This is a genomic window from Cellulomonas sp. PhB150, assembly GCF_003755175.1.
Classification (GTDB): domain Bacteria; phylum Actinomycetota; class Actinomycetes; order Actinomycetales; family Cellulomonadaceae; genus Cellulomonas.
Genome location: NZ_RKHX01000001.1, coordinates 57150 through 82111, shown reverse-complemented (window position 1 = coordinate 82111; position 24962 = coordinate 57150). Strand labels below are relative to the sequence as shown.

Below are 24962 nucleotides of genomic sequence, written 5' to 3'. Positions count from 1 at the left end.
GGCTCCGACGAGGCGGACGCCGTCCCAGCCGATGGCGCGGGCGCCGACCAGCAGCGAAGATCGCTGACGTGAGCAGCACGAGCACCTGGGCCGGGACGTACACCTTCACCGCACCGCGGCTGGTGGAGGCGCGCACGATCGACGACGTCCGCGATGTCGTCGCGGCCGGCGGGCGGGTGCGGGCGCTGGGCACCCGGCACTCCTTCAACGACCTCGCGGACACCACGGGGACGCTCGTCACGGTCACGGGCATCGCGGCGGAGCCGGTGCTCGACGAGAGCGCCCGCACGGTCACGGTCGGCGCCGGGACACGGTACGGCGTGCTCGCGACCTGGCTCGAGGAGCGTGGCTGGGCCCTGCACAACCTCGGCTCGCTCCCGCACATCTCGATCGGCGGGGCGATCGCGACGGGGACCCACGGGTCGGGTCAGGGCAACGGCGCCCTGTCCACCGCGGTGCGCGCGCTGACCTACGTCGACGCCGAAGGAGGCCTGACGACGGTCACCCGCGGCGATGCCGACTTCGAGGGGTACGTCGTCGGGCTCGGTGCCTACGGGATCGTGGTGCGCGTGACCCTCGACGTCCAGCCGACGTTCGACGTGCGGCAGGACGTCTTCCACGGCCTGCCCTGGGCGGCGCTGCTGGACGACCTCGACGCCCTCACGGGCGCCGCGTACAGCGTCAGCGTCTTCACGACGTGGGACGAGCCGACCCTCGACCAGACGTGGCGCAAGACCCGGCTCGACGGCGGGGACGACGTGCCCGCGCGCTGGTACGGCGTGGCGCCCGATCCGAGCTCCGAGGGTCGTCTCGTCGCCGGGAGCGAGGACAACCTCACGCCCCAGGGTGGGCTGCCCGGGCCGTGGTCGCAGCGGTTGCCGCACTTCCGCCTCGACTCGACTCCGAGCAACGGCGACGAGATCCAGACGGAGTACTTCGTCGAGCGCCGGGTGGCCGCCGACGCGCTCCGAGCGGTCCGCGCGCGGGCCCCGCGGATCGCGCGCGTGCTGCTCATCAGCGAGCTGCGCACGGTCGCGGCCGACGAGCTGTGGCTGAGCCCCGCCTACGAGCGGGACGCCCTCGCGATCCACTTCACGTGGCGGAACCGTCCCGACGCCGTCCGCGCGCTCCTGCCCGAGCTCGAGGCGGCGCTCGCGCCGTTCGACGCCCGGCCGCACTGGGGAAAGTTCCACGGGATGTCGCCGCAGGCCGTCGCACGGGTGACGCCGCGGCTCGCCGACGCGCGCGCCTTGTTCGAGCGGCTCGACCCCGAGGGCGTCTTCACCGGGGCGCACCTGGAGCGGCTCGGGCTGCGCGACCGCCGTGGCTGACGCGCCCGACCTGCCCGACGACGACGCACCCTGCCCGTGCGGCACCGCGCCGTTCGGCGTCTGCTGCCGACCGGTCCTCGACGTCCGTCGCCCGGCGCCGACGGCAGAGGCGCTGATGCGCTCCAGGTACACCGCGTTCGTCGTCGGCGACACGGCTCATCTCGTGCGCACGTGGCACCCGTCCACCCGACCTCGGACGCTCACGATCGAGCCGGACCTGGACTGGCGCCGGCTCGTGATCCTCGACGTCGTGGGCGGCGGGCCGTGGGACGACACGGGCGAGGTCGAGTTCGTGGCGCACTACGTGGCCGATGGCGTGCGCGGGAGGCTGCACGAACGCAGCCGGTTCGTCCGCGAGGGCGGGTGGCTGTACGTCGACGGGTTCTAGCCGACGAGCGAGGGATCCCTCGCTCGATCCGCCGTGTCGCCGCCGTCCTGGCCGACCACGGGATGAGCTGACGGCGTGCCTCGGTCTGGTCTGGCGCGCGCGGCAGGCATGATGCGCGCCATGGACGACGGCGACGCCCCGATCCCCCGACGCACCGTCGTCGGCTACGCCCTGGGATCCGTGGGGACAGGCGGCTTCGGCACGCTCCCCGGCCTGGTGCTCGCCTACTACCTGACCGACACGGTCGGCGTGGCCGCCGGCGTGGCGGGGCTCGTCGTCACCGTCCCCAAGATCTGGGACGTGGTCATCGACCCGTTCATCGGGGCGAGGTCGGACGCCTCGGCGGCACGGCACGGGTCACGTCGCCGGTTCCTGCTGGCGGGTGCGCTCACGCTGCCGGTGCTGTTCGCGGCGGTCTTCGCGGCGCCCGGTGCGCTCGACGGCCCGTGGGCGGCGGCGTGGGTCGTCGTGACGTTCATCGCGGCGGCGACCGCCTTCAGCCTGTTCCAGGTCCCGTACATCGCGCTGCCCGCCGAGATCGCGCCGACCTACGCCGCCCGCACGCGCCTGCTCGCTCCCCGGATCGCGGTCCTGGCCGTCGCGATCCTCGCGTTCGGCGCGGGCGGGCCGCTGGTCCGCGACGCCGCGGGTGGGGGCCGGGCCGGGTACGCGGTCATGGGGGTCGTCTGCGGCGTGGTGATCGGGCTCGGCATGCTCGCCGCCTGGTGGACCGCGCCGCGGCACGCAGTCGTCGAGAGCGCCTCCGTCGCACCGGACCCGCAGCGGCGGGGCGACGCGTTCCGCGCGGGGATCGCCGCGCTGCGCGAGCTGCCCGCGTTCCGCGCACTGCTCTCGACGTTCGTCCTGCAGGCCCTGGCCACCGGCGCGATGCTCGCCGCGGCCCAGTACGTCGCGACCTACACGCTCGGCGACGAGGGAGCCGTCACCTACCTGTTCGTCGCGCTGGTCGCGCCGGCTCTTCTGGTCATGCCCCTGGCGACGAGGCTTGCCGGCCGCATCGGCAAGCAGCGCGCACTCGTCGGGGCGTCCGCGCTCTTCGCGGCCTGCGCGCTCTCGCTGCTCTTCCTGCGCGGAGCAGCCGGCGGGTGGGTCTACGTGCCTGTGGCGCTGGCAGGCGTCGCCTACGCCGGGATGCAGCTGTACCCCCTGGCGATGCTCCCGGACGTCGCCGCGGTCGACGCCCGCACCCGCGGCACCGACCGCGCGGGCGTCCTCGGCGGCGTCTGGACCGCCGGCGAGACGGCCGGTCTCGCGCTCGGGCCCACGCTCGTGCTCGGGCTGCTGGCGGTCACCGGCTTCGTGTCCCGCACGGGCGACGACGTCGCCGCCCAGCCCGGCTCGGCCCTGACCGGCATCGTCGTCGCGTTCTCCCTGCTGCCCGCGGTGCTCGTCGCGCTCAGCCTCGTCCCGCTCGCCCGTTACCGACTCACGGCCGACGTCGTCGACCGCCGCACGGAGGTTCCCGCATGACCCGCTCCCCTGACGACGTCCTCGCCGAGCTCGCCGAGCTGCGGGCGACCGACCCGCCCACGCACGGAGGCCACGTCCTGGCCTACGTCTACGACTCCGGCCGCGCCGACCTCAACCGCCTCGCCGAGCAGGCCGCGACCGCGTTCCTGCCGGTCAACGGCCTGGACCCGACGACGTTCCGCTCGGTGGCGGCGCTCGAGAGCTCGCTCGTCGGGCGGGCCAGGGACCTCTTCCACGGTGGCGACGACGTGGTGGGCTCCGTGACGTCCGGTGGCACCGAGTCGTGCATCCTCGCGGTGAAGGCCGCGCGCGAGCTGTGGCGTGCCGCCGACCCGGCCCGCGCCCGTGCGAGGGCCGCGATCGTCCTGCCCACCACCGCCCACCCGGCATTCCACAAGGCGGCCCAGTACCTGGACCTCGACGTGGTGGCCGTCCCGGTCTCCGTCGAGTCCGGGCAGGCCTCGGCCGACGCGCTGCTCACGGCGCTCGACGAGCTCGGCGACCGGGCCGCGCTCGTCGTCGTCTCGGCACCCAGCTACCCGTTCGGCGTGATCGACCCGGTCGCCGAGGTGGCAGCCGGTGCCGCGGCGCGCGGCGTCGCGTGCCACGTGGACGCCTGCATCGGCGGGTGGGTCCTGCCGTGGTGGGGGCAGCTCGAGGCGTGGGACTTCGCCGTGCCCGGCGTCACGTCGCTCTCGGCCGACCTGCACAAGTACGGCTACGCCCCGAAGGGCGCGTCGGTGGTCCTGCACCGCGGACGCGAGCGGCACGCCGCGCAGTACTTCGCCACGACGGCGTGGCCGGGCTACCCGGTGGTGAACCCGACCGTGCTGGGGTCGCGCGCCGCCGGCGCGATGGCCGCGGCGTGGGCGATCGGCGAGGCGCTGGGCGACTCGGGGTACGCGGAGCTGGTGGCGCGCACGCGGTCGGCGGTGGACGTCGTCCGGGACGCGGCGGACGCGATCCCCGGCCTGCGGGTGGTCGGCTCGCCGACCGGTCCGCTGCTCGCGCTCGCCGACGACGGTGGCGTCGACCCGTTCCGCCTCGTCGACGCGCTGCGCCGGCACGGCTGGCTCGCGCAGTCTCAGCCAGCGATGGCGCAACCGGGCGGCACGGTCCTGCCCCGGACGGCGCACCTCACCCTGACAGCCGTGTCCGACTCGGTGGCCGCCGAGCTCGCGGCCGTGCTCGTCCAGGCGGCCGACGAGGTCCGCGGCGTCCCGTCGCCCGCCCCGGACCCCGGGCTGGTGGCGCGCGTGCTCACCGAAGGGCTGCCCGACGAGCTGGCCGGCGTGATGGCCACGCTCGAGGCCCTGCCCGCCGAGGTGGTCCGGCCAGCGCTGGTTCAGGTGCTGCAGGCCGCGATCGATCCCGCGGGATCGCCGTCGGCGTAGGGGGCCGGGGGCCCGTTCAAGGCACAATGTGCGCGTGCCGATGCAGGAGGCACCCCGAAGACAGGACGACAGTGCCCCTCATCCGCCGCATCTCCCGCGCCACGACCACCCTCGCTCTAGCCGCACTGGTCGCTACCGGTGCCGTCGCACCCGCGGGCGCAGACGAGACGAGCACCGATCCGATCACCTACCAGGTCACGATTCCCGACGAGGCGACGCATATCACGACCCGGGTCGTCGACTCCAACGGGGACTCGTGGGGCTGGTCGAGCGTGCGCACCGTCGACGGCGTCGCCGAGTTCGTCGCGAGCTGGCCACGCAGCGGCCCGGTCGGCAGCCCCGTGATCGAGATCGAGGTCGACGGCTCGGACTACGTCGGCGGCTACGTCGCGGGCGACACCCTGGTCCCGACGCGCGCCCAGGCCATCGCGGTGCGCGCCCCCGCCGACCTCGGCAGGTTCGACCTGCGGCCCGCCGCGACCATCACCGGACACCTCGTCGGCGAGAGCGAGGACTTCTCGCGACTCAGCGTCCAGGCGGGTGACGTCGGCGCTGACGGGTCCCGCTCCGCGCCTGTCGACCTGGACGGCAGCTTCACGATCCGCGGCCTCGATCCTGACCTCTCCTATCCCCTCCAGCTCATGGCGTACACGGGCGCGGCGTACGTCGGAGGCTGGGTCACGTCCGAGGGGACGACCTCCGACCTCGACACCGACGCTGCGCCGGTGCGGGCGGGGGCGACGGTCGACGTCGCGCTCGACCAGGTCGCGAAGATCGAGGGGACGCTCCGCTACGCCGAGCGGCCGCTGGTCAGCGGCGACACCCGGTGGACGGTCGTGGCGAGCGCCACCCACGGCGAGCGGAGGCGGGTCGCCTACAACGCGAGCGACGGGTCCTACTCGATCGACGGGCTTCGCGCCGGCGCGTCCTACACCGTCTGCGTCAGTGCCGGGATGGGCAACGACGCCGGATGCCTGGGTGAGACCGGTGCCCACGTCGTGCCGGCAGCGGCCGCCGTCTCCGTCACTGCGCCGGCGACCGGAGCCGACGCCGTGGTCTGGCAGTCGCTGTACAGGACGGGGACGAAGCCGACCATCGATCGCGCCCCTGCCGTCGGTGACCTGCTGACGCTCGCGGCGCCGACCTGGAGCGACGAGGACGTCACGGTGTCCTACAGCTGGCACTCGGGTGAAGACCTCGCGCACGGCACGGTGACGACGAACGCGGCGGGTTCGACCTACCGCGTCTCGCCGGACGATCTCGGCAAGTACGTCTGGGTGCAGGTGACCGCGACGGCGCCCAACCGCCTCGACGGCACCTACGGCTCGGAGACCTGGGCACCTGTGAGCCTGGGGGCGGCGCCCACGATGACGGCCAGGATCAGCGGTGTCGCGCGGGTCGGTTCGCGTCTCGCGGCGGTTCAGACCGGAGCGCAGCCAGGCACGACGATCAGCTACACCTGGACATCGGAGGGACGGACCCTCGGCCACGGCCCGTCTCTGACACTCGCCGCGGCCCAGGCCAACTCCATGGTCGAGCTCGTCGTGCGTGGGAACATGCCCGGGCACGAGATCGGAGTCGCGACCGACACCGTCGCGGTCGCTCCTGGCGTAGCGCCGCGTGCTCTCGTCGCCCCTCGGTTCAGTGGTGCCGTCCGCGTCGGCTCCACGCTGAAGATCGATCCGGGGACGTGGAACGTTCCCGGCGTCCGGTTCACGTACACCTGGACCTCGGGCAGCATCACCGCAGCCGACAACCACACGTCGTCGTACAAGCTCTCGCTGTCCGACACGTCCAAGCGGATCCGCGCCCACGTCGTCGTCTCGCGCCCCGGGTACGCGTCCGCAGCGTTCGATCTCGCGACGGGACTCGTCCCTCGGGTTCGGCCGACCGTCACCGCGACGCTGGCGGACCGATCGGTCCGCAGCTCGTCGCGCGCGAAGGTCGTCGTCAAGGTCACCGGCCAGGTCGGCCCGCGAGGCACCGTCAAGGTGCGCTACGGCTCGAGGTCCGTCGTCGTGAAGATGACCCCGAAGTCGAACAACCGCGTCACGGTCGTGCTGCCGAAGCTGAAGCGCGGGACCTACAAGGTCTCGGCCACGTTCACCCCGACCGGCAGCTCGGCGTCATGCCTGACGCCGGCAAGCTCGTCGAGCCGCACGTTGCGGGTGCGCTGAACGACTCGCGGCATGCCGGGCGGGCATCGAGGTCCTCGACGGTGCAAGGTGGTGTCACCTGACCGCGCACACCCGGGGGCTTCATGTTCGTCGCGCTGCGTGACCTGCGGTTCGCTCGTGGGCGGTTCCTGCTCATGGCGACCGTCATCGTGCTCATCACGTACCTGGTCGTGTTCCTCGCGTCCCTGACGAGAGGCCTGGGCGAGGACTCCACGTCGGCCGTCACGGGCCTGCCCGCCGACCACCTCGCGTTCACCGTCGCGGCGGACGCCCCGCCGTCCGGCCCGGGCGGCGGCCCCACGTTCACGGGTTCCCAGGTGGAGCAGGACCAGTGGAAGGCGTGGGGCAAGGTCGACGGCGTCAGCTCGGCACAGCCGCTGGGGATCGCGCAGGTACGGGCTACGTCGACGACGACGACCGCAGCGGTCACCGCGTTCGGCATCGAACCCGGCTCAGGACTGCTGCCCGAGGGTTCGGGCGACGCGGACGTCGCCGACGGCAGCGCGCTCCTCTCGTCGGGCGCCGCCGACGCCCTGGGCGCCGAGGCGGGCGACACGCTGTCGATCGGCACGCTCGACGTCACCGTGGGCGCCGTCCTCGACGTCACCGCGGCGTACGCCCACACGCCCGTGCTGTGGACGAGCCTGGCCGACTGGCAGGAGCTGGGCGCACACCTCGCGCCCGGCGCGGACCCGACGACGGTCGCGACGGTCGTCGCCCTGACGACGAGCGACGACGACGCCCTCGCGGCCGCCGACGACGGCATCGGCACCGTCACGCAGACGGTGCGCGCGTCCCAGTCGGCCATCAGCTCCTACTCCTCCGAGCACGGCTCGCTGCTGCTCATGGTCGTGTTCCTGGTGGGCATCGCCGCGCTCGTCGTCGGCGCGTTCTTCACCGTCTGGACGATCAGCCGCAGCGGCGACGTCGCGGTGATGAAGGCGCTCGGCGCCTCCACCCGCTACCTGATGCGCGATGCACTGGGCCAGGCGCTGGTGATCCTCGTCGTCGGCGTCGGCCTCGGCACGCTGCTGGCCTGGGTCACCACCGTGCTCCTGCAGTCGGTGGTGCCCGTCGCCGTCGGCTGGGCCACGACGCTGCTGCCCGCGGTCATCCTCGTCGTCGTCGGCCTGATCGGCGCCGGGCTCGCGATCACCCAGATCACCCGTGTCGACCCGCACGCCGCGCTCGCGGCCCGCTGAGGGAGCCCCGCATGGACCTGCGCATCGAGAACGTCACCCTCGTCTACCCCGACGGCGACACCACGCTCACGGCGGTGGACGACGTCAGCCTCACCGTGCCGTCCGGCACCACGACAGCGTTGCTGGGGCCGTCGGGGTCGGGCAAGTCGAGCCTGCTCGCGGTGGCGGGCGGCCTGACGCCGCCCACGTCGGGCACCGTGAGCTTCGGCGACGGACCACCCGTCTTCACGACGACGACCACGCGCGACGCGGCAACGGCCGTCCGCCTCGAGCGCATCGGGTTCGTGTTCCAGCAGCCGCAGCTGATCCCGTCCCTGACCGCTCTCGAGCAGCTCGAGCTCCTGGCGCACCTGCGGGGACACCGGCCCTCGTCGGTGCGCGACCGGTCGCTGGAGATGCTGGACGCCGTGGGTCTCGGACCGTGGGTGCACAAGCGGCCGGGCACGCTGTCCGGCGGGCAGCGGCAGCGCGTCGCCATCGCGCGGGCGTTCGTCGGGGACCCCGACGTCCTGCTCGTCGACGAGCCCACCTCCGCGCTCGACCACGAGCGGGGCGTCGAGATCATCGAGCTCGTCACGTCGCTCGGTCGCCGGTTCGACGCCGCGACCTTGCTGGTCTCGCACGACGAGTCGACGCTGGGGGCCGTGGATGCCACGGCCTACCTGCTGGACGGCCGGCTGGTGGCGCGGCCTGCTGCCGCCTGACCCTCGCGGACGCGTCCTTCAACCGCGTCACCAGCTGTGCCGCGAAGATTCCCGTTGCTTTCGGCGACGCCACGCGGGACGGTCAGACATGACCGTCCCCGCGCGCCTCGCGCCCCTGCTGGCCGAGTACGACTTCACCAGCACCCGCCTCCTGCAGCGACTCACCGGCCCCACGGTCGACAGCGGCGACGACCTGCAGGTCGAGGTCGAGCCCCTCACGGACGCAGAGCTCCTCTGGGAGCCCGTCCCCGGTGCCTGGACTCTTCGCCGGCAGTCGGACGGGCCTGGCGGCCTCGGTGCGACCAGGCTCGTCGGAGCGGGCGATTGGGGTCACGACGGCGGCCGCCCGCACCCCTGGCCGCCGCCGGTCACGAGCATCGGCTGGCGCATCAACCACGTGGCCAAGACCCTGGCCGGCCGCGCGGACCACACCGACGGGACCCACACCCACACGGAGGCGTCCGACGAGCCGCAGGGCACAGCGGCCGGGGCCGTCGCGGGCCTGGCAGCGGCCGTCGCGGCGTGGCGCGCGACCCTCGAGGGCGCCGACGACGCCGCCCTCGACACGGTCGGCTACAGCACCTACCCGAACGGCTCCGACGCCGAGGAGACGTTCCTCGACGTCGTCTGGTGGATGAACCAGGAGGTCGTCCACCACGGCGCGGAGATCGCCCTCCTCCGGGACCTGTACATCCGGCTGGGGTGACGCGCACGTCCTCGAGCGCACGCTGGCGACGAGCGTCGACAGCGACCCCGAAGGGCGGGAGCTCGGCAATCGGTCGGTGCACCCAGGATCTTCTGGCTGCAGGAATCGCCCAAGCGGCCGAGTCACGCAGAATCCAGGTGCCCGACCAGGTCGCCGATGAAGGCAGCCCCCCACATGGAGAGCTGTGCCGCCCAGCCCGACGTCTCTCCGGAGGCGTCGCGAAGGGCCTCCTAGACCATCGCCGTCAGGACACCACCGTCTGCGCGGAGCGCCGCACCGTTCGTGGCGGCCGAGAGCGGGCTGGCCAGGTAGAGCGCGAGGTTCGCGATCTCCGACGGCTCGATGAATCTCTGCAGCAGCGTGGTCGGGTTGGCGCCGATGATGGCGGCCTTCATCTCCTCGGTCCCCATGGCCTGGGACTGGGCGATCTGCGTGACCGTCTCGGCCACGCCGTCGGAGTAGGTGGGTCCACCGAGAATTGTGTTCACCGTGACGTCGGTGCCCCGCGTCAGCTTGGCGAGGCCGTTGCCGAGGGCCAGCATCGCCGCCTTCGTCAGCCCGTAGTGCACCATGTCGGCCGGGACGTTCACGCCCGACTCGCTGCTGACGAAGATGATCCGGCCCCACCCCTGGGCGAGCATGCCGCCGAGCACGTGGCGCGAGAGCCGGACGCCGCTCATGACGTTGACGTCGAAGTAGCGCTGCCACTCGCTGTCGGGGATCTCCTCGAAGCGGGCGAGACCGAAGAGGCCCACGTTGTTCACCAGGATGTCCACGTCGCCCAGTGATCCCAGGAGCTGCTGGACCTGGTCGGGATCGGCGACGTCGGCGGCGAGGCCGGAGACCTTCGCGTCAGGAACCTCGGCCCGGAGCCGCCCCAGAGCGTCGTGGACGCTGGCGTCGCTCCGTCCGTTGATGACCACGGTCGCCCCCTCGCGGAGCAGGCCACGCGCGATGGCGAAGCCGATGCCTCGTGTCGAGCCGCTGACGAAGGCGGTCTTGTCGTTCAAGCGCAGATCCATGGTGAGTGCTTTCCGTGGGTGCCGTGGTGGCGATCAGTGACTTGCCGGAGCAAGTGACGGTAGATCGGCATCACTTTCCCAGTCAAGTCAATCGCGCTACCCTGCAGGCATGTCACGCCTCAACGACGACGACCTCGAGACATGGTCGGCCCTGGCCACGCTCCTCGAGTGGCTGCCGGCCGCCCTCGACGCGCAGCTGCAGCGCGACGCCGACCTGACGCACTTCGAGTACGGCGTGATGTTCGCTCTCGCCACCGCCGACGATCGCACGCTGCGGATGAGCACCTTGGCCGGCTACTCGAACAGCTCCCTGTCCCGGCTCTCACGCGCGGTGACGCGCCTGGAGGCGAAGGACTGGGTACGGCGGGCGCCGGACCCGACCGACGGGCGCTACACGCTCGCCACGTTGACAGGTGCCGGGGTGCGGAAGGTCGATCAAGCCGCCCCTGGCCACGTCGACACCGTCAACCAGCTGGTCTTCGCCCCCTTGACCCAGGCCCAGCACCGCCAGCTCCATGACATCAGTCGACGGATCACGACGGCGATCCGAGCCGACGACGGCTGGAGGCCGTCGTCGAACCACGGTCGATGACGAGGCGACACCGGCGTGCTCTTGAGCAGGACGTACGGGCAAGTAGTCGATCACGCCTCGACAGTCCGTCGGGGACGGGTTTCGTGCGGTTCCGCGCACCGTCGATTCACGCAGAGCGCGTAGGCCGCGACTCTTGGGGCGCAGCTTCTCGGTGCGATCGCACCGCGCGACGCGCAAGCTCTCCGGAGATGGCCGAATGTCGCGACGGCAGCATGGGCTCAACTGACTCAGCTCGGTTGCCGATGAGGGAGGAACTCACACGGCGGCAGGGGAACGAAGTGCGAAGACGTATCGCGGTGGTGCTCGGCGTGGTCCTGGCGATGACTTCGACCGGATGCACCCAGGACGACACGCCGGCACCCAGTTCGCGTGACGATGCGGCGATGACCGTCGAACCGCTCGCGCCACCTGCGGACAGCACACCCGTCACTGTCGAGGGCGTGACCCTTGCTCTCCCCAGGGGCTGGCACAGTGACCGCCAGGAACACGACCATGCGACCGTTGTTCGTTTGTTCGAAGACGACGACCCCAACCCGGTTGTGTTCATGAGCGTTGGTGCACAGCCCAAAGCGAACGCGACCGCGGTCGGAATCGCACTCGATGGGGCGAGCCGAGCTTGGACAGGGGTCGCACGAGACCTCGTCCGTGGTCCAGTGTCGTGGACGAGCGCCCCCGACGCGGCGGCGATTCAGTTCCACTTCACGGACCCGAACGGGGTCCGCGGCGAGTGTGACGGACTGATTGTCGCGACCCACAGCCCTGAAGGCGACACCGTTGCGGTCGTGAGTGCCATCGCGCCCGCTGGCGCGCTTGGCAGCTCGGCTGCATACGACGTGCTACGCACGCTCACCTTCGATTGAACCGGGCGCGCCCGTGTCGCGATCGGCAGATCGGGGCGTTCATTGTGGCTGTGTCGATGAGTCCACAGCGTCTGCGCGACCTCAGCGGACGCTGATCCTGCCGCCTTTGGCGGTGGCGGATGTCAGGACACCGCCCCCCGGCGGGCCGTCAGCGGGCGACAGACCAGCCCCGGATCTGCACCGTGCGGCCCGTGGTACGGAAGGCGACCGTTCCGCTGAACGTCTGCGACGGCCTGACGGTGAACCGCTTCCAGCCGCTCGTCCGCGAGGTGAGTGTGACCGAGCCGATGACGTGCTTGCCCGCGTAGACCTTGACCGTGCCCTGGCCCGGGCCGGTCCGCGCCACGAATGAGACGGCGTGGCCCGCCACGGCGTGCGGCGCGGCGGCCTTGGCGGCCGTACCGCCCAGGAGCACGACCCGGTGGGTCTCGGTGGAGTCCCAGGCGACGCGGGCTCCCCCGCTGCGCGTGAGCGATGTCGCGGAGCGGTCGACGTTGCCGCAGTGCGAGCCGGTCCAGGCGCTCGTGTGGCCGGCGTAGTCGCGGGCGCGCGCCCGGAAGCACAGCTCGTGGCCAGGCGTGATCGCCCTGTGCGCCGTGGTGTCCGTGGTCAGCCGGCCGCCGGGCAGCCAGTGCCAGTCGCCGAGGGCGCTGTCTTTGGATGCGGTTCGGTACTGCACGTCGTAGGTGGAGACCCGGTCGTCGTCGGCGGCCCGGTAGCGGAACGTCACCGTGCCCGCGGTCGCGCTCGCCGCGAACCGCGGCGAGGCGGTGGCAGTCGTGAAGCGCGGCGCCTCGCCGTCCACATAGGTGCACCGGCTCGGAGACCACGCGCCCACGTTACCGGCGGCGTCACGCGCCCGGACGGCGAAGCACGCTCTGCGGCCCGCCGCGACGCTCAACGTGCGGTTCGCCGCGGTGGTCGCCTGCCAGGACCCCGGGTACACCCAAGGTCCCGTAGCCGACCCGGGCGGGGTGGCCGTGTAGCGCACGTCGTAGGAGGCGACCGCGACATCGTCGGTGCCGCTGTACAGCGCTCTGATGGCCGCCCGGCCGTCCCGGGCCAGGGCCAGGGCTGACAGCGGCTCGGACATCGACGCGCGCGGGGCGGTGCCGTCGACCGCGCCGCAGCCCGCCGCGCTCCACGCGCCGACGGTGCCGACGCGGTCGATCGCTCGGACGCGCACGCACACGCGGCCGCCGGCTGGCACGCTCACCGTCGTGCGGTTGGTCGCGACGCGCACGGGCGCCGACCAGGCACCCAGGCTCGCGCCGCGCGCGGCGACCTGGTGCTGGACGTCGTAGGCGGCCACGCCGGACGGCAGGAAGCGATCGGTCGGATCGACTGGGTCGACCCCAGTCCACGTTGCGGTGATGCTCGTCGTGGCGGACAGCGCCGGTACGCGCGGTGTCGTGACCGTCGGGGCGGTGCGATCGGTCGCCGCCACCGGAGCTGGAAGCCATGTCGGGGTCACGACGCGGGCCCGGTCGTGGTCGTCGGTGTACCGGACCCGGCGGGTCCCGAGCACCGATGCCTGCGACCGCACGGGGCCGTAGATGCGGTGCTGTGCGGGGTCGACCACGGAAGTCAGCTCCACGGCTGCGTGACCCGCATGGTCGCTGCGCGTGCCGACGACGAAGCCGTCGCCCAGCCGCAGGTCGGCGAGGCTCGTCACGCTGGTGGGCAGGCGCCACGGGCGGTACACGCCGTCGGTGTCCACCACGGCCGCGTTCTCGGTGCCACACGTGACCAGCAGCCAGCGCCCGGCCACCGTGAGCTCATGGCGCACGCTCGGCAAGCACGTCAGCCCGGACGCCAGCGTCCCGGTCTGCGCGCCCGTCGCCAGACTGTAGCGCCGCAGCACGCCGCTCGCGTCAGGCCCAGCCCACCAGGCACCGTCCGTCACGACGATCTCGTCGCGCTGGTCCCAGGCGATCCGACGCACGAGGTCGCCCGTGCGGGCGTCGGACACGTCGAGGAAATCGACGCCCCCTTCCGGGCCGAGCACGCCACGCACCCAATAGCGGCCGTCCGCCTCCAGGCCAAGGTCCCAGAACGAGGTGTCGAACGAGCGGGAGCCGCCCGGCCAGGTCAACGTCGCGGTCGTCGTGCGGTAGCTCGTCACCGTGGTCTCGACCACCTGGCCCGCGACCGCGGTCAGAGTCCCGTCGAGGGTCTGGCCACCCCAGCTTGGCGCGAACGCGTACCCGGCGCCCCAGCCACGCGCCCACAGGTACGGGCCTGGCGCGGCGCCTGCGTCTTGGACGACGAGGACATCGTCGCTGCCGAGCCACGTCGCGCTCGCGAGCACCGTAGGCGACGCCACACGGACGAGGTCGGTGACGGTGCTCAGGTCGGTCGTCGTCGCGTAGGTTCCACCGTTGCCGTCGTCGCGGGACACGACGAGCGTGCCGGACGGCGTGATCCGCACGCCGGCCAACGTCACCCAGTCGGTCGGGTGGGACAGCGCGCCGTCCGCGAGCGTAAGCAGGCGAACCTGGCGCGCCGAGCCGTTGGGCGAGCGGATCTCGACGATCTTCCCGGCGCCGAGCACGTCGAACCAGGAGTCCGTGTCGCCCGGGGCCCTCGAGGCGAAGGTGCAGCCCGAGCCGTCGAGCGGGCACTGCGCCAACGTCGCGGGCCCCAGCGCGGCACTCCCGTACAGGACGCCGTCGCGCACGACAGGCTGGAACAGGTTCACGGTGGTGACCTTGGTCGCCACACCTGTGTCCGGGTCGACCGTCCAGGTGGCCGAGCCCGAATCGAGCACGAGCTCGTCGCCGTCGGGCGTGCGCACCTCGACGGGGTGTACGTCCGTCTCGATGGGTCGCGCCGACGTGCCGTCCGTCACGACGATGTCGGCGCCATCCGGCGTGACGACGTGCACCTGGCCGCCGGCCGACGTGACGACGCCGTCGTCGCGCACGAAGCGGATCGTCTCGCCACCGGGGGCGGTCAGTGACCACAGCCGCTCGCCGGTGCGTAGGTCGTCGGCGGTCGCGTGCGTCTCGTCCCAGTGCACGACTACGCCGTGCCGGAACGCCACTCCTTGCTCGTACGGGTCGGCAGGGTCGCGCGGGATCGTCCGCAGCAGCGTCCCCGTCGCGGTGTCCCGCACCTCGTAGACCGACCCGGCCGGCAGGCGGGGGTCGTCCGAGTCGACGAACATCGAGTCGTCGGCGTAGGCAACCTCGCTCACGCCGACAGTCCCGGGCACGACGAGCGGGTACAGGTCCCCCTGGTCGATGGGGTCGGCTGCCGCACTCTGCGCCGCGGTGGCCGTGGCGGCCGTGAGCGCGCCGACGACGAGGACGAGGGAAACGGCCGCGGCACAAGGCCGAGAAGGGCGCTGCGACGCGCGCATGTGCTGCTCCAGGAGACGGGGCCCGTCCTGCTGGTGCGTCGACGGCAGCGGGATCGTAGCCGAGCGCAACTGAGTCGGCCAAGCGCGCTACTGCAATCTCACCCGCACGGCAGAAGACTGCACCAGTCGGCAGCTCACGCAGGGACGTGAGAGGCGCGTGCACTGGCCTCGGATGCCATGCGTCGCTGAAGATCGCCGGAACCGCCGCGCGCAGCCCTGACAAGCGTCACGCGCTCATCTCCGGAGTGTCGGCGTTGCGCGCGCCACGGGCTGCGGTCCCACGAACCCGTCCGGCTCGTGAAGGGTCCCCGCGAGCACGACGAAGGCCCCCGATCGGCGGGATCGGGGGCCTTCGTCGTCGCTGTCTCAACGAGTGTCCGGAGGGGGACTTGAACCCCCACGCCCGTTAGGGCACTAGCACCTCAAGCTAGCGCGTCTGCCATTCCGCCACCCGGACAGGTGGACCACCGGAGGCCCGAAGGCCCCCTGAGGTGCGGCAGAAAAGATAGCACGGCGCGGCTGCCAGGCACGCATCGGTCACCCGGTGCAGACTGGCCGGAGCACCCGCGCACCAGACTGAGGAGTTCGATGACCGACGCCGCCAATGACCGTCCGGCCAGGGCATACGTCGCCCCACCGGCGCGGAAGGTGGCGGGCGCGCGGCGCAATCCCAACGCCCTCGGCATCGACGACCACACCGCTCCACGGTGGCTGAGATCACTCGCCGGTGTCTCGTGGCGGCTGATCCTGGTCGTGCTCGCCATCTGCATCGTCTTCTACGCGGTCTGGCACGTGCTGCTGCTCTTCGTGGCGCTGTTCCTCGCGTGCGTGTTCACCGCCGTGCTGCGCCCGCTGGTGGACTGGCTCTCCAAGGCCATGCCGCGCGGGCTGGCCACGGGGCTCGGGCTGATGTCCGGGATCGTGTTCTTCCTCGGCCTGCTCACCTACGTGGGCTACTCGATCGTCGACCAGTGGGACGACCTGTCGAAGCAGTTCAGCACCGGCATCACCCAGATCACCGACTTCCTCGAGAGCGGCAAGCTGCCGTTCACGATCACCAACGACCAGATCGTCAAGTGGATCGACTCCGGGCAGCAGTGGCTGCAGGACCACGCCGGTGAGCTGGCCACGCAGGCTGCGTCCCGGGCCGGCTCGGTCGTCGAGATCTTCACCGCCCTGGCGCTCGCGATCTTCTGCACGGTGTTCTTCCTGGCGCGCGGCAAGGAGATGTGGACCTGGTTCCTCAACCAGCTGCCCGCCCGTCACCGCGAGACCTGGCAGATCGCCGGCGGGGCCGGCTGGTACACGTTCTCCGGGTACACGCGCGGCACCGTCCTGATCGCCCTGACGGACGGCGCGCTGGCCTTCATCCTCCTGCTGATCCTGGGCGTGCCGCTCGCTGCGCCCCTCGCGGTGCTCGTGTTCATCGGTGCGTTCGTCCCGCTGGTCGGCGCACCGACCGCGATGGTGGTCGCGATGATCGTCGCGCTGGCCGCGAACGGGCTGTGGTCGGCGGTGTTCGTCGGCATCGGCATCGCGCTGATCGGTCAGTTCGAGGGACACATCCTGCAGCCGTTCATCATGGGCAAGCAGGTCTCGATCCACCCCGTCGTGATCGCGCTCGTCGTGACTGCCGGAACCCTGACCGGCGGTCTGCTGGGCGCCGTCATCGCGGTGCCGCTGGTGGCCGTGTTCTGGGCGATCTTCTCGCGGCTGCGGACCGTCGACCCGCCCATGTCGGTCGACGAGGCGGACGACGACGTGGAGCCCGACGACGACGAGCCCCAGATCGACGACGACGAGCCGGTCAAGGCGCGCTGAGCAGCCGCTCCACCTCGTCGAGCACGGACGCCGGCGGCTCGAGCAGGGGCCGCGGCACGGTGCCGAGGTCGATGCCTCGTGCGCGGCCGACGAACGGCGCGAGGCGGGCGATCCCCCACTGCTGGGACAGCTCCAGCCACGGCCGGATCGCCTCGAGCTGCGCCGTCGCCGCTGCTGAGTCGCCGGCGACCGCCGCGGCGGCCGCGGCCACGAACGGCTCGGGGAGGAGCCCCGCGAGCCCGCAGTGCCAGGTGCGCGCGCCGGCGAGCAGCCCGTGGACCCCGAGCAGGTCGCCGCTGAAGCCGATCTCGACGTGCGCGGGCACGGAGGCGGAGAGGGCGGCGTAGCGACGGCGGACGTCAGCAGCATCGGTGCCGCGGTCCTTCGTGCCACCGATGCCGGGCAGGTGGGCGATGCGGGCGAGCGTCTGGACGTCGATCTCCACGCCCGTCGTGCGGGGGTTGTGGTAGATCCACACCGGCCGCTCCGCCGTGCCCGCGACCTCGCGGAACAGGCCGACGACCTCGTCGGGCGTGAGCGGGAGGTAGGCGGTCGTGCCGAGCAGGAGCGCGTCCGCGCCGGCGGCGGAGGCGTCCGACGAGTGCTCGAGGACGGCGGCCGTCGTGAGCGCGCCGATCCCGGCGAGCAGCGGGACGCGCCCGTCGACGGCTTCTGCCGCCGCTCGCACGACGCGCTCGCGCTGGGCACGGTCGAGGTAGGCGAACCCGCCGGCCGACCCGAGGACGGCGAGCCCGTCGACGCCTGCCGTGACGGCACGGTCGACGAGCACCTGGAGCGGACCGGGTGCGACCTGCCCGTCCTCGGTCCGGGGCGTGGGCAGGTATGCGACGAGGGGTCCGACCATCTGCCCAGGTTAGAGCGGCGCGGTCGTCGGCCGACGACATGTCCGGGCGGGTACGGGGCGGCGGTGGCTCATCGCGCGGTGGATCCGGTCGATCAGAGGGGCGCCTGAGTCCGCCGCCTCTGTCTGGAGCTCCCGTGGCCCCTCTCCGCCGTACCTCCCCCGTCCGCCGCCCGCTCGTGCTCGGCGCCGTCTGCCTCGCGCTGGTCGTGTCGCTCGGCCTGGCCGACCCCGCCGCCGCCGCAGGCGCTGGGGCGTCGACGTCAGCTCGGAACGCCGCGGTCCGGCCGACGGCGAAGGCGGCGAAGCCCACCGCGGCGCAGGTCAAGGGGGCACGCAGGGCTGCGGGCAAGGGCGGTGTCACCGCGCTGCGCACGCTGCACGCGCTGCCCGGTTCCGCCGGGGTGCACATCGTCTGGGACGACCCTGACCTGGGCTCCCACCTGGGTGGCGTCCGGATCGGGAGCACCTCGACCGTCCTGCTGAACTCGCGCCGGCTCTCCGGCAGGCCGGCGCTCGCGCGGGACGTCGTGCGGCACGAGATCGCGCACATCTACCAGGGTCGGCTGATGCGCACGCACCACCTCACCTGGGCGCAGCTGGGGCGCAGGCTCGCGCCGACCTTCGGCACGAACAGCCAGGAGAAGGTCGCCGACTGCGTCGCACGCTCGTTCGGCGCTCGGTGGACCGGCTACACCTCGTCGTGCTCGGGTGCCGCGAAGCGTGCGTGGGTCAAGGCGATGATCGGCGGCTACCTGCCCCGGCGCTGACCGCGGCTACCGGAAGTCGCGCGACGAGCTGCGCACCTTGAGGGACAGCGGCGAGAGGTGCTCGGCCACCAGGTTGGTGGCACCGTCGGCGCGTTCCAGGCGGCCGCGCACGACGAGGGCCTTCGACGTGCGGGCCACCACGCGGAACTTGCTCCACAGCCCTGCGGAGCAGATGACGTTGAGCAGGCCGGTCTCGTCCTCGAGGGACAGGAACGTGATGCCCCCTGCCGTGCCGGGGCGCTGCCGGTGGGTGACGACGCCCGCCACCGCCACCCGGCGCCCCTCCTCGTGGCGGAATGCCTGCTCGACGCGCAGGACCCCCGCCTCGTCGAGCCGGTCGCGCACGAACTGCGTCGGGTAGGAGTCCACCGACACACCGGTGGCCCACACGTCCGCGGTCGCGGTCTCGACGTCGCTGAACCCCGGCAGCATCGGCGCCTGCACGCCGACGCTCACGCCCGGGAGCGTGTCTGGCCCCTCCTGGGCGAGCGCTCCCGCGGCCCACAGCCCCTCGCGTCGGCTGATGCCCAGGCCGTCCAGCGCTCCGGCCGTCGCCAGAGCCTCGAGCTGAGCGGTGGTCAGCTGCACCCGCCGCGCCAGGTCCCGCTGGTCGGCGAACGGCCCGCGTGCGGTCCGCTCGTCGACGATCCGCTGCGCCAGCTCCTCGCCGATCGTGCGGACCGCCACCAGACCCATCCGGACGGCCAGTGCCCGCGGCCTGCTCGTCGCCTCGCTCGTCCGGACACCGGCGGGGACCGCGGGGCCGGTGCCGCTGGGGGCGGGCACCAGCACCGGCTCTCCCCCGTCCGGCGTGGGGCCGAGCCGCTCGACGCGCGCCTGCACGGCGGAGAGCTGCACGTCCGGGCGCAGCACCTCCAGGCCGTGCCGGCGCGCGTCCGCGGCCAGGCTCTGCGGCGAGTAGAACCCCATCGGCTGCGCCGCCAGCAGCCCCGCGTAGAAGGCGGCCGGGTGGTAGACCTTCAGCCACGCGCTCGCGTAGACCAGGTAGGCGAACGAGTACGCGTGCGACTCGGGGAAGCCGAAGTCGGCGAACGCCTTGAGCTTGTCGAAGATCTGCTCGCCGATCTCCGGGGTCACCCCGTTGCGGGCCATCCCCGCCATCAGCCGGTCCTTGAGCGCGTACATCCGCTCGGTCGAGCGCTTGGAGCCCATCGCCCGGCGCAGCTGGTCGGCCTCCGCGCCCGTGAACCCGGCCACGTCGATCGCCATCTGCATGAGCTGTTCCTGGAACAGCGGCACCCCGAGCGTCTTGTGCAGCGAGCTCTTCAGCAGCGGGTGCAGGTAGGTGACCTCCTGCCGGCCGTGCGCGCGCTCGATGTACGGGTGGACCGAGCCGCCCTGGATGGGGCCGGGGCGGATCAGGGCGACCTCGATGACGATGTCGTAGAACGTCTTGGGGCGCAGCCGCGGCAGCGTGCCCATCTGCGCGCGCGACTCCACCTGGAACACCCCGACGGTGTCCGCTGCGCTGAGCAGCTCGTACACGCCCGGGTCCTCGTCGGGCAGCGCGTGCAGGTCGAGCTCGCGGCCCTCGTGCTCGCGGACGAACCCGAACCCGATCCGCAGCGCGGTCAGCATGCCCAGCCCGAGCAGGTCGAACTTCACCAGCCCGGCGTCCGCGCAGTCCTCCTTGTCCCACTGCAGCACCGTGCGGCCGGGCATCCGCGCCCACTCCACCGGGCACACCTCGATGACCGGGCGGTCGCACATCACCATGCCGCCCGAGTGGATGCCCAGGTGCCGCGGCAGGCGCAGGAAGCGTTCGGCCAGGTCGAGGACCTGCTCGGGGATCTCGTCCAGCTCGCTCGCGGCGGGCGGGCGCACCGCGGGGACCACGTCGTGGCCGTCCGCCGTCGCGAGTCCCGCGACCTCGGTGCCGCGCGGCGAGCGGCTCGGCGGCAAGGGCTCACGCGGCGAGCGGGTCGGGGACGTGGGCTCGCGCTGCAGCCGGCCGGGCACTGCCGGTGCGCGGTCCTCGCCCCACATGGCCGCTCGGGCGTCGTTGCGCTCCATCCGCGCGGTCCGGACCGGGTCGGACACCGGGTCGACGACGACGGGGGCGGAGAGCCGCGCGAGGGGCCACGGGTCGACGTGCCCGACGTGCGGGCGCGGCGCACGGCCGGCCTGCCCACGCGCACGGGCGGGCGTCGACGGCTGCTCCACCACCACCGGCGGAGCCGGCGCGACCGACGGCCGCAGGCTCCCCCACCGCTCGATCGACGACGCCCACGCGTCCTGCTGCCCCGCGTCGAACCCGAGTGCCCGGGCGGCGTCGCGGATCGCCGACCGCGGCCGGTAGGAGATGACGTTGGCCACCTGCGCGGCGTGGGAGCGGCCGTGCTTCTCGTAGACGTACTGGATGACCTCCTCGCGGCGGGCGGACTCGATGTCGACGTCGATGTCCGGCGGCCCGTCGCGCTCGGGGGCGAGGAACCGCTCGAACAGCAGCCCGTGCCGTACGGCGTCGACCGCGGTGACCCGCAGCGCGTAGCAGACCGCCGAGTTGGCCGCGGAGCCGCGGCCCTGCGCGAGGATCCCGTTGCGCCGGCAGAAGGCGACCAGGTCGTAGACCACCAGGAAGTACCCCGGGAAGTGCAGGTTCTCGATGACACGCAGCTCGTGCTCGAGCTGCGCGTACGCGCCGGGGATGCGCTCCGCCTCGGGCGGTCCGTACAGCTCGAGCGCGCCCTGACGCACGAGCTCGCGCAGCCAGCTCGCCTCGGTGTGCCCGTCGGGCACGGGGTAGGGCGGCAGCTCGGGGGCGACGAGGGACAGGTCGAACGCGCACTCGTCGGCCAGGTCGGCCGCCGTCAGGACGGCCTGCGGGTGCCGGCGGTGCAGCGTGAGCATCTCCGCGGCCGAGCGCAGGTGCGCGACCGGGCCACCGGGCAGCCAGCCGTCGAGGTCCTCCAGCGACGAGCGGGCGCGCACGGCCGCCAGCGCGTGCGCGAGGTCGGCGTCGCGCGGGGTGGCGTAGTGGACGTTGCCGGTGGCGACCAGCGGCAGGTCCGTCGCGGCCGCGAGCGCGGCGAGGGCGTCGGCCCGCTCGGAGTCGTAGGGGTCGCCGGACGCGGTGACCTCGACCGCCACGTTGTCCCGCCCGAACAGCGCCACCAGCCGGTCGAGCTCGCGCCGCGCGTCGTCGAACCCACCCGGCGCCACACCGGTGCCGCCGGAGGGGTCGCCGCCCGCGAGCGCGCGCCGGACCGTGCCCTTGCGGCACCCGGTCAGCACGAGCCACTGCCCGTCGGCGGTCGCCGCGAGCTCCTCGAGCCGGTAGTCCGCCGTGCCCTTGCGCCCGGTGCGCAGGTGGGCCTCGGCGATGGCGCGCGACAGCGCCCGGTAGCCCGCCGGACCGCGCGCCAGGACGAGCAGGTGGGAGGCGCGCGGGTCGGGCACGCCCGTGGGTGCGTCGAGGACCGCGAGCCCGGGCGTGGCGCGGGTGCGTTCCCGGGAGTGGCGGCGGCCGTCCGGGGCCGGCAGGTGCAGCTCGGCGCCGAACACGGTCGGCAGGCCCACGGCCTTGGCGGCCTGGGAGAAGCGGACCACGCCGTACAGGCCGTCGTGGTCCGTGAGGGCGAGCGCGCGCTGGCCCAGGCGGGCGGCCTCGGCGGCGAGCTCCTCGGGCTGGCTCGCGCCGTCCAGGAAGCTGAAGGCGGAGTGCGCGTGCAGCTCGGCGTACCGCGGGGCCAGGTTCACGCGGGAGCTAGTCATAGGTCGCCTCGCACGTCCACCCCGCCGGGGTGCAGGCGAGCAGCATCGCGGGTCCCTCGTCGAACGTGACCTGCACGTGCGCGCGCAGGGTCGGTGCGACATCGCCCGTCCACCAGCGCTCGCCGAGCAGCCACGGTCCGGCCCACCCGGTGACCTTGCGCGGGCGGGGGTCGCCTGCCCCGCCGTCCTCGTCGGGCAGCACCCGCACCCAGGCGGGCTCCGCGCTCATCCCGGTCCGCACGTCCAGCCCGACGGGCAGCCGTTCGGTGTCGCGCACCTCCACCCGCCGCGGTGCGGTGAGCACCGTCGCGGGTGCGGGGTCGGGCAGCCGCCCCGGCCACGGCCGGTCCATCGGGCGCGGCGGGGTGGTCTGCTCCCCCCACGGGCGCAGGTACACCTGGTCGCGCACGTCGCGCCCGCCCTGCAGGGTCGCGGTGAGCAGCCCCGAGCCACCGACGAGGCCCTGCACGCGGTCGAGCGCCCGGTGCGCGCGCAGGTCGCCGCCCGACGGGCCGCCCCACAGCCGCCCCTGCTCGGCTCCCGCGGGTGCGACGTCGAGCGCGGTCACGGCGAGCCGGACCAGGGCGACTCCGGGCAGGTCGTGGTCGGGTCCGGGGTCGTCGACCGGCCAGTCGTCACGAGGGCGACGGACCCCGGCGGTGCGGGCGTCGGCGGCCAGCCCGCGGGCGGTGGTGACGGCCGACGCGGTGAGCCAGCCCTCGAGCTGCCAGCGGATGCGGTCGGTGATGCGCGCGGGGGTCAGCCCGCCCCAGCCGCCGAGATCGGTGCGCCACGTGCGCACCAGGTCCTCGCCCTCGTCGGTGCGAGCCGCGATCTGCAGGCGTCCGCACGTCACCGAGCGCTGCACGAGCATCGCGTGCAGGTCCTCGGCGAGGCGGCGACCGGCGAAGGTCGCGGTGTCGACGCGGTCCACCGGTGGTTCGAGCTCGGCGGAGACCTCCAGGTCCGCCTCGGGCCGACGACGTGCGGGCGGCCGCTCGTCGTCGCCGCACGCGAGCAGGTGCGCCCACGCCCCGAGCCGACCGAAGCGGGCGTGCACGTCGGCGGCGGGCAGGGCGGCGAGGCGGCCAAGCGTGCGCAGGCCGAGCCGGCCCAGCAGGTCGACGAGGTCACCCACCTCGGCGGCGACCTCGTCGGTGACCGTCGCGTGCACCAGCTCGGCCACGCTCCGCTCGGCGAGGAACGCGGCCGAGCGCCCCGGTGGCACGTGGGCGCCGGTGCGGGCCGCGAGGACGGCCGCGAGCATCCCGTCGGCCGTGCCCACCCCGCACTCGTGGCCAGACCCGGCCGCCACGGCATCGACGAGCCGCTCCGCGAGCGCCTCCTCGGACCCGTGGTACCGGCTGGCCCCGCCCGCGGGCAGCAGCAGCATCCCCGCGCGCACCACCTCGATGCCCGCCACCACGCTCTCGGCTGCCACCGCCACCGGCTCGAACATCCGCACGTCGCGTGCGTCGTCGGCCGCGAGCAGGACGAGCTCCGGGCAGGCTCCCTGCGCCTGGCGCCTGCGCATGCCGCGGCGCACGCCCTCGACGCGTGCCAGGGCGGAGACGGCCGTGACCCGCTGCCCGTCGTGCACGGCGACGGGCAGGTGGCCGGGCACCTCGTCGGCCGCCGCCGCCGCGACGACCGGCCAGTCCGGCACCCACAGCACCGTGGTTCGTGTGCTCATCCGACCAGCCGCCTCATCCGACCAGCCGCAACGTGCGCTCGGTCTGCTCGACGTCGACCTCGGTCTCGACGACAGCGGGAGCCGCGGCCCCCAGCGGGAGCGTGACCTCCACGACGTGCGGCACCGCCGCGCTCCCCCGGCCCGTGCGTGCCACGCGCAGGCTGTGGGTCTGCAGCCGCCCGTCCCCCGCGCCGACGCCGGTCCAGCGCGCCTGCTCCACGGTCAGCACCGCGCTCGCTCCCGCCCACGCCACGGTGGGCAGCAGGACCGCACCGCGCTCGCGCGCCCGGGAGGACAGCCGGCGACGGTCAGCCTCGCCCAGGGCGACGTCCGGCCCGACCACCACGACGTCGAGCCCGTCGACGAGCGCCGCGAGCACCGCCGCCGCGTCAGCACCGGGCCGGGGCACGAGCGCGAGCCGGTCGAGCGCGACACCAGCCTGCGCAGCCGCCAGCAGCCCGATCGTCGGCTGCCCGACGACCGCCGCCCAAGCCCCTCCCGCGCACGCGTGGGCGAGCAGGGTCAGCACGAGCGACGTGGAGCCGAGCACGGCCGTGGTCCCCCCGCGGCGCAGCCCGTCGGGCAGGACCTCGGCGAGCTGGGCGGGCACAGGCAGCGGCGGACGCTCGGAGGTGATCAGGGCGGTGCTGCGCACGGGCTGGGGGGCGCGCAGGGCGACCGGTTCGACCGGTTCGACCGCAGGGGCCGCAACCCTCTCGTCGGCCGGGCGAACCCCGCCACCGGGCCGCAGCACGCTGCGCGCCCCGGTCCGCTGCTCCGCGTGCGCGAGGGCCGCGCGGGCCAGTGCGGCACGGTCCTCCCTGCTCATCGTGCTCGCGCCCACACCACA

The 24962-nt window shown here is 73.5% G+C and carries 18 protein-coding genes and 1 tRNA gene; 12 read left to right on the top strand and 7 right to left on the bottom strand.

Annotation, left to right across the window (positions count from 1 at the left end):
• Nucleotides 1–68 precede the first annotated feature (68 nt).
• The 8 genes from EDF34_RS00395 to EDF34_RS00360 all read left to right on the top strand — a co-directional run bounded on the left by EDF34_RS00395 (nt 69) and on the right by EDF34_RS00360 (nt 9393).
• Complete coding sequence (locus EDF34_RS00395; protein WP_233575107.1) at nt 69–1331, top strand: FAD-binding protein; 1263 nt, start codon at nt 69–71, stop codon at nt 1329–1331.
• Entirely contained in the window at nt 1324–1719 is a 396-nt protein-coding gene (locus tag EDF34_RS00390; protein ID WP_123369424.1) for a YchJ family protein, read from the top strand. Before EDF34_RS00395 ends, EDF34_RS00390 begins: the two co-directional genes overlap by 8 nt.
• Before the next feature lie 120 nt (nt 1720–1839).
• Nucleotides 1840–3210 carry an MFS transporter gene (locus EDF34_RS00385; protein WP_123369423.1) on the top strand — a complete coding sequence of 457 codons (1371 nt, stop codon included), beginning with the start codon at nt 1840–1842 and terminating at the stop codon, nt 3208–3210.
• Nucleotides 3207–4604: an aminotransferase class V-fold PLP-dependent enzyme gene (locus tag EDF34_RS00380; protein ID WP_123369422.1), complete on the top strand. Its 1398-nt coding sequence runs from the start codon at nt 3207–3209 to the stop codon at nt 4602–4604. The genes EDF34_RS00385 and EDF34_RS00380 overlap by 4 nt, the downstream gene beginning before the upstream one ends.
• A gap of 71 nt (nt 4605–4675) precedes the next feature.
• Nucleotides 4676–6781, top strand: coding sequence for a hypothetical protein (locus tag EDF34_RS00375; RefSeq protein WP_123369421.1), 2106 nt, complete (start codon nt 4676–4678; stop codon nt 6779–6781).
• Between the two features lie 83 nt (nt 6782–6864).
• Entirely contained in the window at nt 6865–7983 is a 1119-nt protein-coding gene (locus EDF34_RS00370) for an ABC transporter permease (RefSeq protein ID WP_123369420.1), read from the top strand.
• Between the two features lie 11 nt (nt 7984–7994).
• Entirely contained in the window at nt 7995–8687 is a 693-nt protein-coding gene (locus tag EDF34_RS00365; protein WP_123369419.1) for an ABC transporter ATP-binding protein, read from the top strand.
• An 88-nt stretch (nt 8688–8775) separates the two neighbouring features.
• Nucleotides 8776–9393 carry a DinB family protein gene (locus EDF34_RS00360; RefSeq protein ID WP_123369418.1) on the top strand — a complete coding sequence of 206 codons (618 nt, stop codon included), beginning with the start codon at nt 8776–8778 and terminating at the stop codon, nt 9391–9393.
• Between the two features lie 230 nt (nt 9394–9623).
• Here EDF34_RS00360 and EDF34_RS00355 read toward each other — a convergent pair whose 3' ends face one another.
• Nucleotides 9624–10415, bottom strand: coding sequence for an SDR family NAD(P)-dependent oxidoreductase (locus EDF34_RS00355; protein WP_123369417.1), 792 nt, complete (start codon nt 10413–10415; stop codon nt 9624–9626).
• A 109-nt stretch (nt 10416–10524) separates the two neighbouring features.
• Between EDF34_RS00355 and EDF34_RS00350 the strand changes: the two genes are divergently transcribed.
• Together EDF34_RS00350 and EDF34_RS17400 are read left to right on the top strand one after the other, a co-directional pair.
• Nucleotides 10525–11007, top strand: a complete 483-nt coding sequence (locus EDF34_RS00350) for a MarR family winged helix-turn-helix transcriptional regulator (RefSeq protein ID WP_123369416.1) — start codon at nt 10525–10527, stop codon at nt 11005–11007.
• A gap of 383 nt (nt 11008–11390) precedes the next feature.
• Nucleotides 11391–11867 carry a hypothetical protein gene (locus EDF34_RS17400; protein ID WP_158615020.1) on the top strand — a complete coding sequence of 159 codons (477 nt, stop codon included), beginning with the start codon at nt 11391–11393 and terminating at the stop codon, nt 11865–11867.
• A gap of 148 nt (nt 11868–12015) precedes the next feature.
• On the opposite strand, the gene EDF34_RS00340 is transcribed toward EDF34_RS17400, so the two are convergent.
• Both EDF34_RS00340 and EDF34_RS00335 read right to left on the bottom strand, forming a co-directional pair.
• Nucleotides 12016–15231, bottom strand: coding sequence for a hypothetical protein (locus tag EDF34_RS00340; RefSeq protein WP_123369414.1), 3216 nt, complete (start codon nt 15229–15231; stop codon nt 12016–12018).
• 374 nt (nt 15232–15605) lie between these two features.
• Nucleotides 15606–15688 (bottom strand) — tRNA-Leu (locus EDF34_RS00335).
• A gap of 131 nt (nt 15689–15819) precedes the next feature.
• Here EDF34_RS00335 and EDF34_RS00330 point away from each other — a divergent pair.
• Nucleotides 15820–17052 (top strand): AI-2E family transporter, encoded by a 1233-nt coding sequence (locus EDF34_RS00330; RefSeq protein WP_123369413.1) that lies wholly within the window; start codon nt 15820–15822, stop codon nt 17050–17052.
• Here the strand turns inward: EDF34_RS00330 and EDF34_RS00325 are convergent.
• The gene (locus tag EDF34_RS00325; RefSeq protein ID WP_123369412.1) at nt 17039–17917 is read right to left on the bottom strand and encodes a dihydrodipicolinate synthase family protein; all 879 of its coding nucleotides are present in this window, start codon (nt 17915–17917) and stop codon (nt 17039–17041) included. The genes EDF34_RS00330 and EDF34_RS00325 overlap by 14 nt on opposite strands.
• A gap of 134 nt (nt 17918–18051) precedes the next feature.
• On the opposite strand from EDF34_RS00325, the gene EDF34_RS00320 reads away from it, so the two are divergent.
• Nucleotides 18052–18684, top strand: a complete 633-nt coding sequence (locus EDF34_RS00320; protein ID WP_148076541.1) for a hypothetical protein — start codon at nt 18052–18054, stop codon at nt 18682–18684.
• Nucleotides 18685–18690: 6 nt separating this feature from the next.
• Here EDF34_RS00320 and EDF34_RS00315 read toward each other — a convergent pair whose 3' ends face one another.
• The 3 genes from EDF34_RS00315 to EDF34_RS00305 are packed head-to-tail and all read right to left on the bottom strand — an operon-like array spanning nt 18691 to nt 24941.
• Nucleotides 18691–22419 carry an error-prone DNA polymerase gene (locus EDF34_RS00315; protein ID WP_123369410.1) on the bottom strand — a complete coding sequence of 1243 codons (3729 nt, stop codon included), beginning with the start codon at nt 22417–22419 and terminating at the stop codon, nt 18691–18693.
• Nucleotides 22412–24112 (bottom strand): DNA polymerase Y family protein, encoded by a 1701-nt coding sequence (locus tag EDF34_RS00310; RefSeq protein ID WP_123369409.1) that lies wholly within the window; start codon nt 24110–24112, stop codon nt 22412–22414. Before EDF34_RS00310 ends, EDF34_RS00315 begins: the two co-directional genes overlap by 8 nt.
• 13 nt (nt 24113–24125) lie before the next feature.
• The gene (locus tag EDF34_RS00305) at nt 24126–24941 is read right to left on the bottom strand and encodes a hypothetical protein (protein ID WP_199737573.1); all 816 of its coding nucleotides are present in this window, start codon (nt 24939–24941) and stop codon (nt 24126–24128) included.
• Nucleotides 24942–24962: the final 21 nt, after the last annotated feature.

Coding starts and splice junctions, on each gene's coding strand:
- EDF34_RS00385 (WP_123369423.1), top strand. CDS start 1,840: ATGGACGACGGCGACGCCCCGATCCCCCGACGCACCGTCGTCGGCTAC.
- EDF34_RS00380 (WP_123369422.1), top strand. CDS start 3,207: ATGACCCGCTCCCCTGACGACGTCCTCGCCGAGCTCGCCGAGCTGCGG.
- EDF34_RS00370 (WP_123369420.1), top strand. CDS start 6,865: ATGTTCGTCGCGCTGCGTGACCTGCGGTTCGCTCGTGGGCGGTTCCTG.
- EDF34_RS00365 (WP_123369419.1), top strand. CDS start 7,995: ATGGACCTGCGCATCGAGAACGTCACCCTCGTCTACCCCGACGGCGAC.
- EDF34_RS00360 (WP_123369418.1), top strand. CDS start 8,776: ATGACCGTCCCCGCGCGCCTCGCGCCCCTGCTGGCCGAGTACGACTTC.
- EDF34_RS00355 (WP_123369417.1), bottom strand. CDS start 10,415: ATGGATCTGCGCTTGAACGACAAGACCGCCTTCGTCAGCGGCTCGACA.
- EDF34_RS00350 (WP_123369416.1), top strand. CDS start 10,525: ATGTCACGCCTCAACGACGACGACCTCGAGACATGGTCGGCCCTGGCC.
- EDF34_RS17400 (WP_158615020.1), top strand. CDS start 11,391: ATGACCGTCGAACCGCTCGCGCCACCTGCGGACAGCACACCCGTCACT.
- EDF34_RS00340 (WP_123369414.1), bottom strand. CDS start 15,231: ATGCGCGCGTCGCAGCGCCCTTCTCGGCCTTGTGCCGCGGCCGTTTCC.
- EDF34_RS00330 (WP_123369413.1), top strand. CDS start 15,820: ATGACCGACGCCGCCAATGACCGTCCGGCCAGGGCATACGTCGCCCCA.
- EDF34_RS00325 (WP_123369412.1), bottom strand. CDS start 17,917: ATGGTCGGACCCCTCGTCGCATACCTGCCCACGCCCCGGACCGAGGAC.
- EDF34_RS00315 (WP_123369410.1), bottom strand. CDS start 22,419: ATGACTAGCTCCCGCGTGAACCTGGCCCCGCGGTACGCCGAGCTGCAC.
- EDF34_RS00310 (WP_123369409.1), bottom strand. CDS start 24,112: ATGAGCACACGAACCACGGTGCTGTGGGTGCCGGACTGGCCGGTCGTC.
- EDF34_RS00305 (WP_199737573.1), bottom strand. CDS start 24,941: ATGAGCAGGGAGGACCGTGCCGCACTGGCCCGCGCGGCCCTCGCGCAC.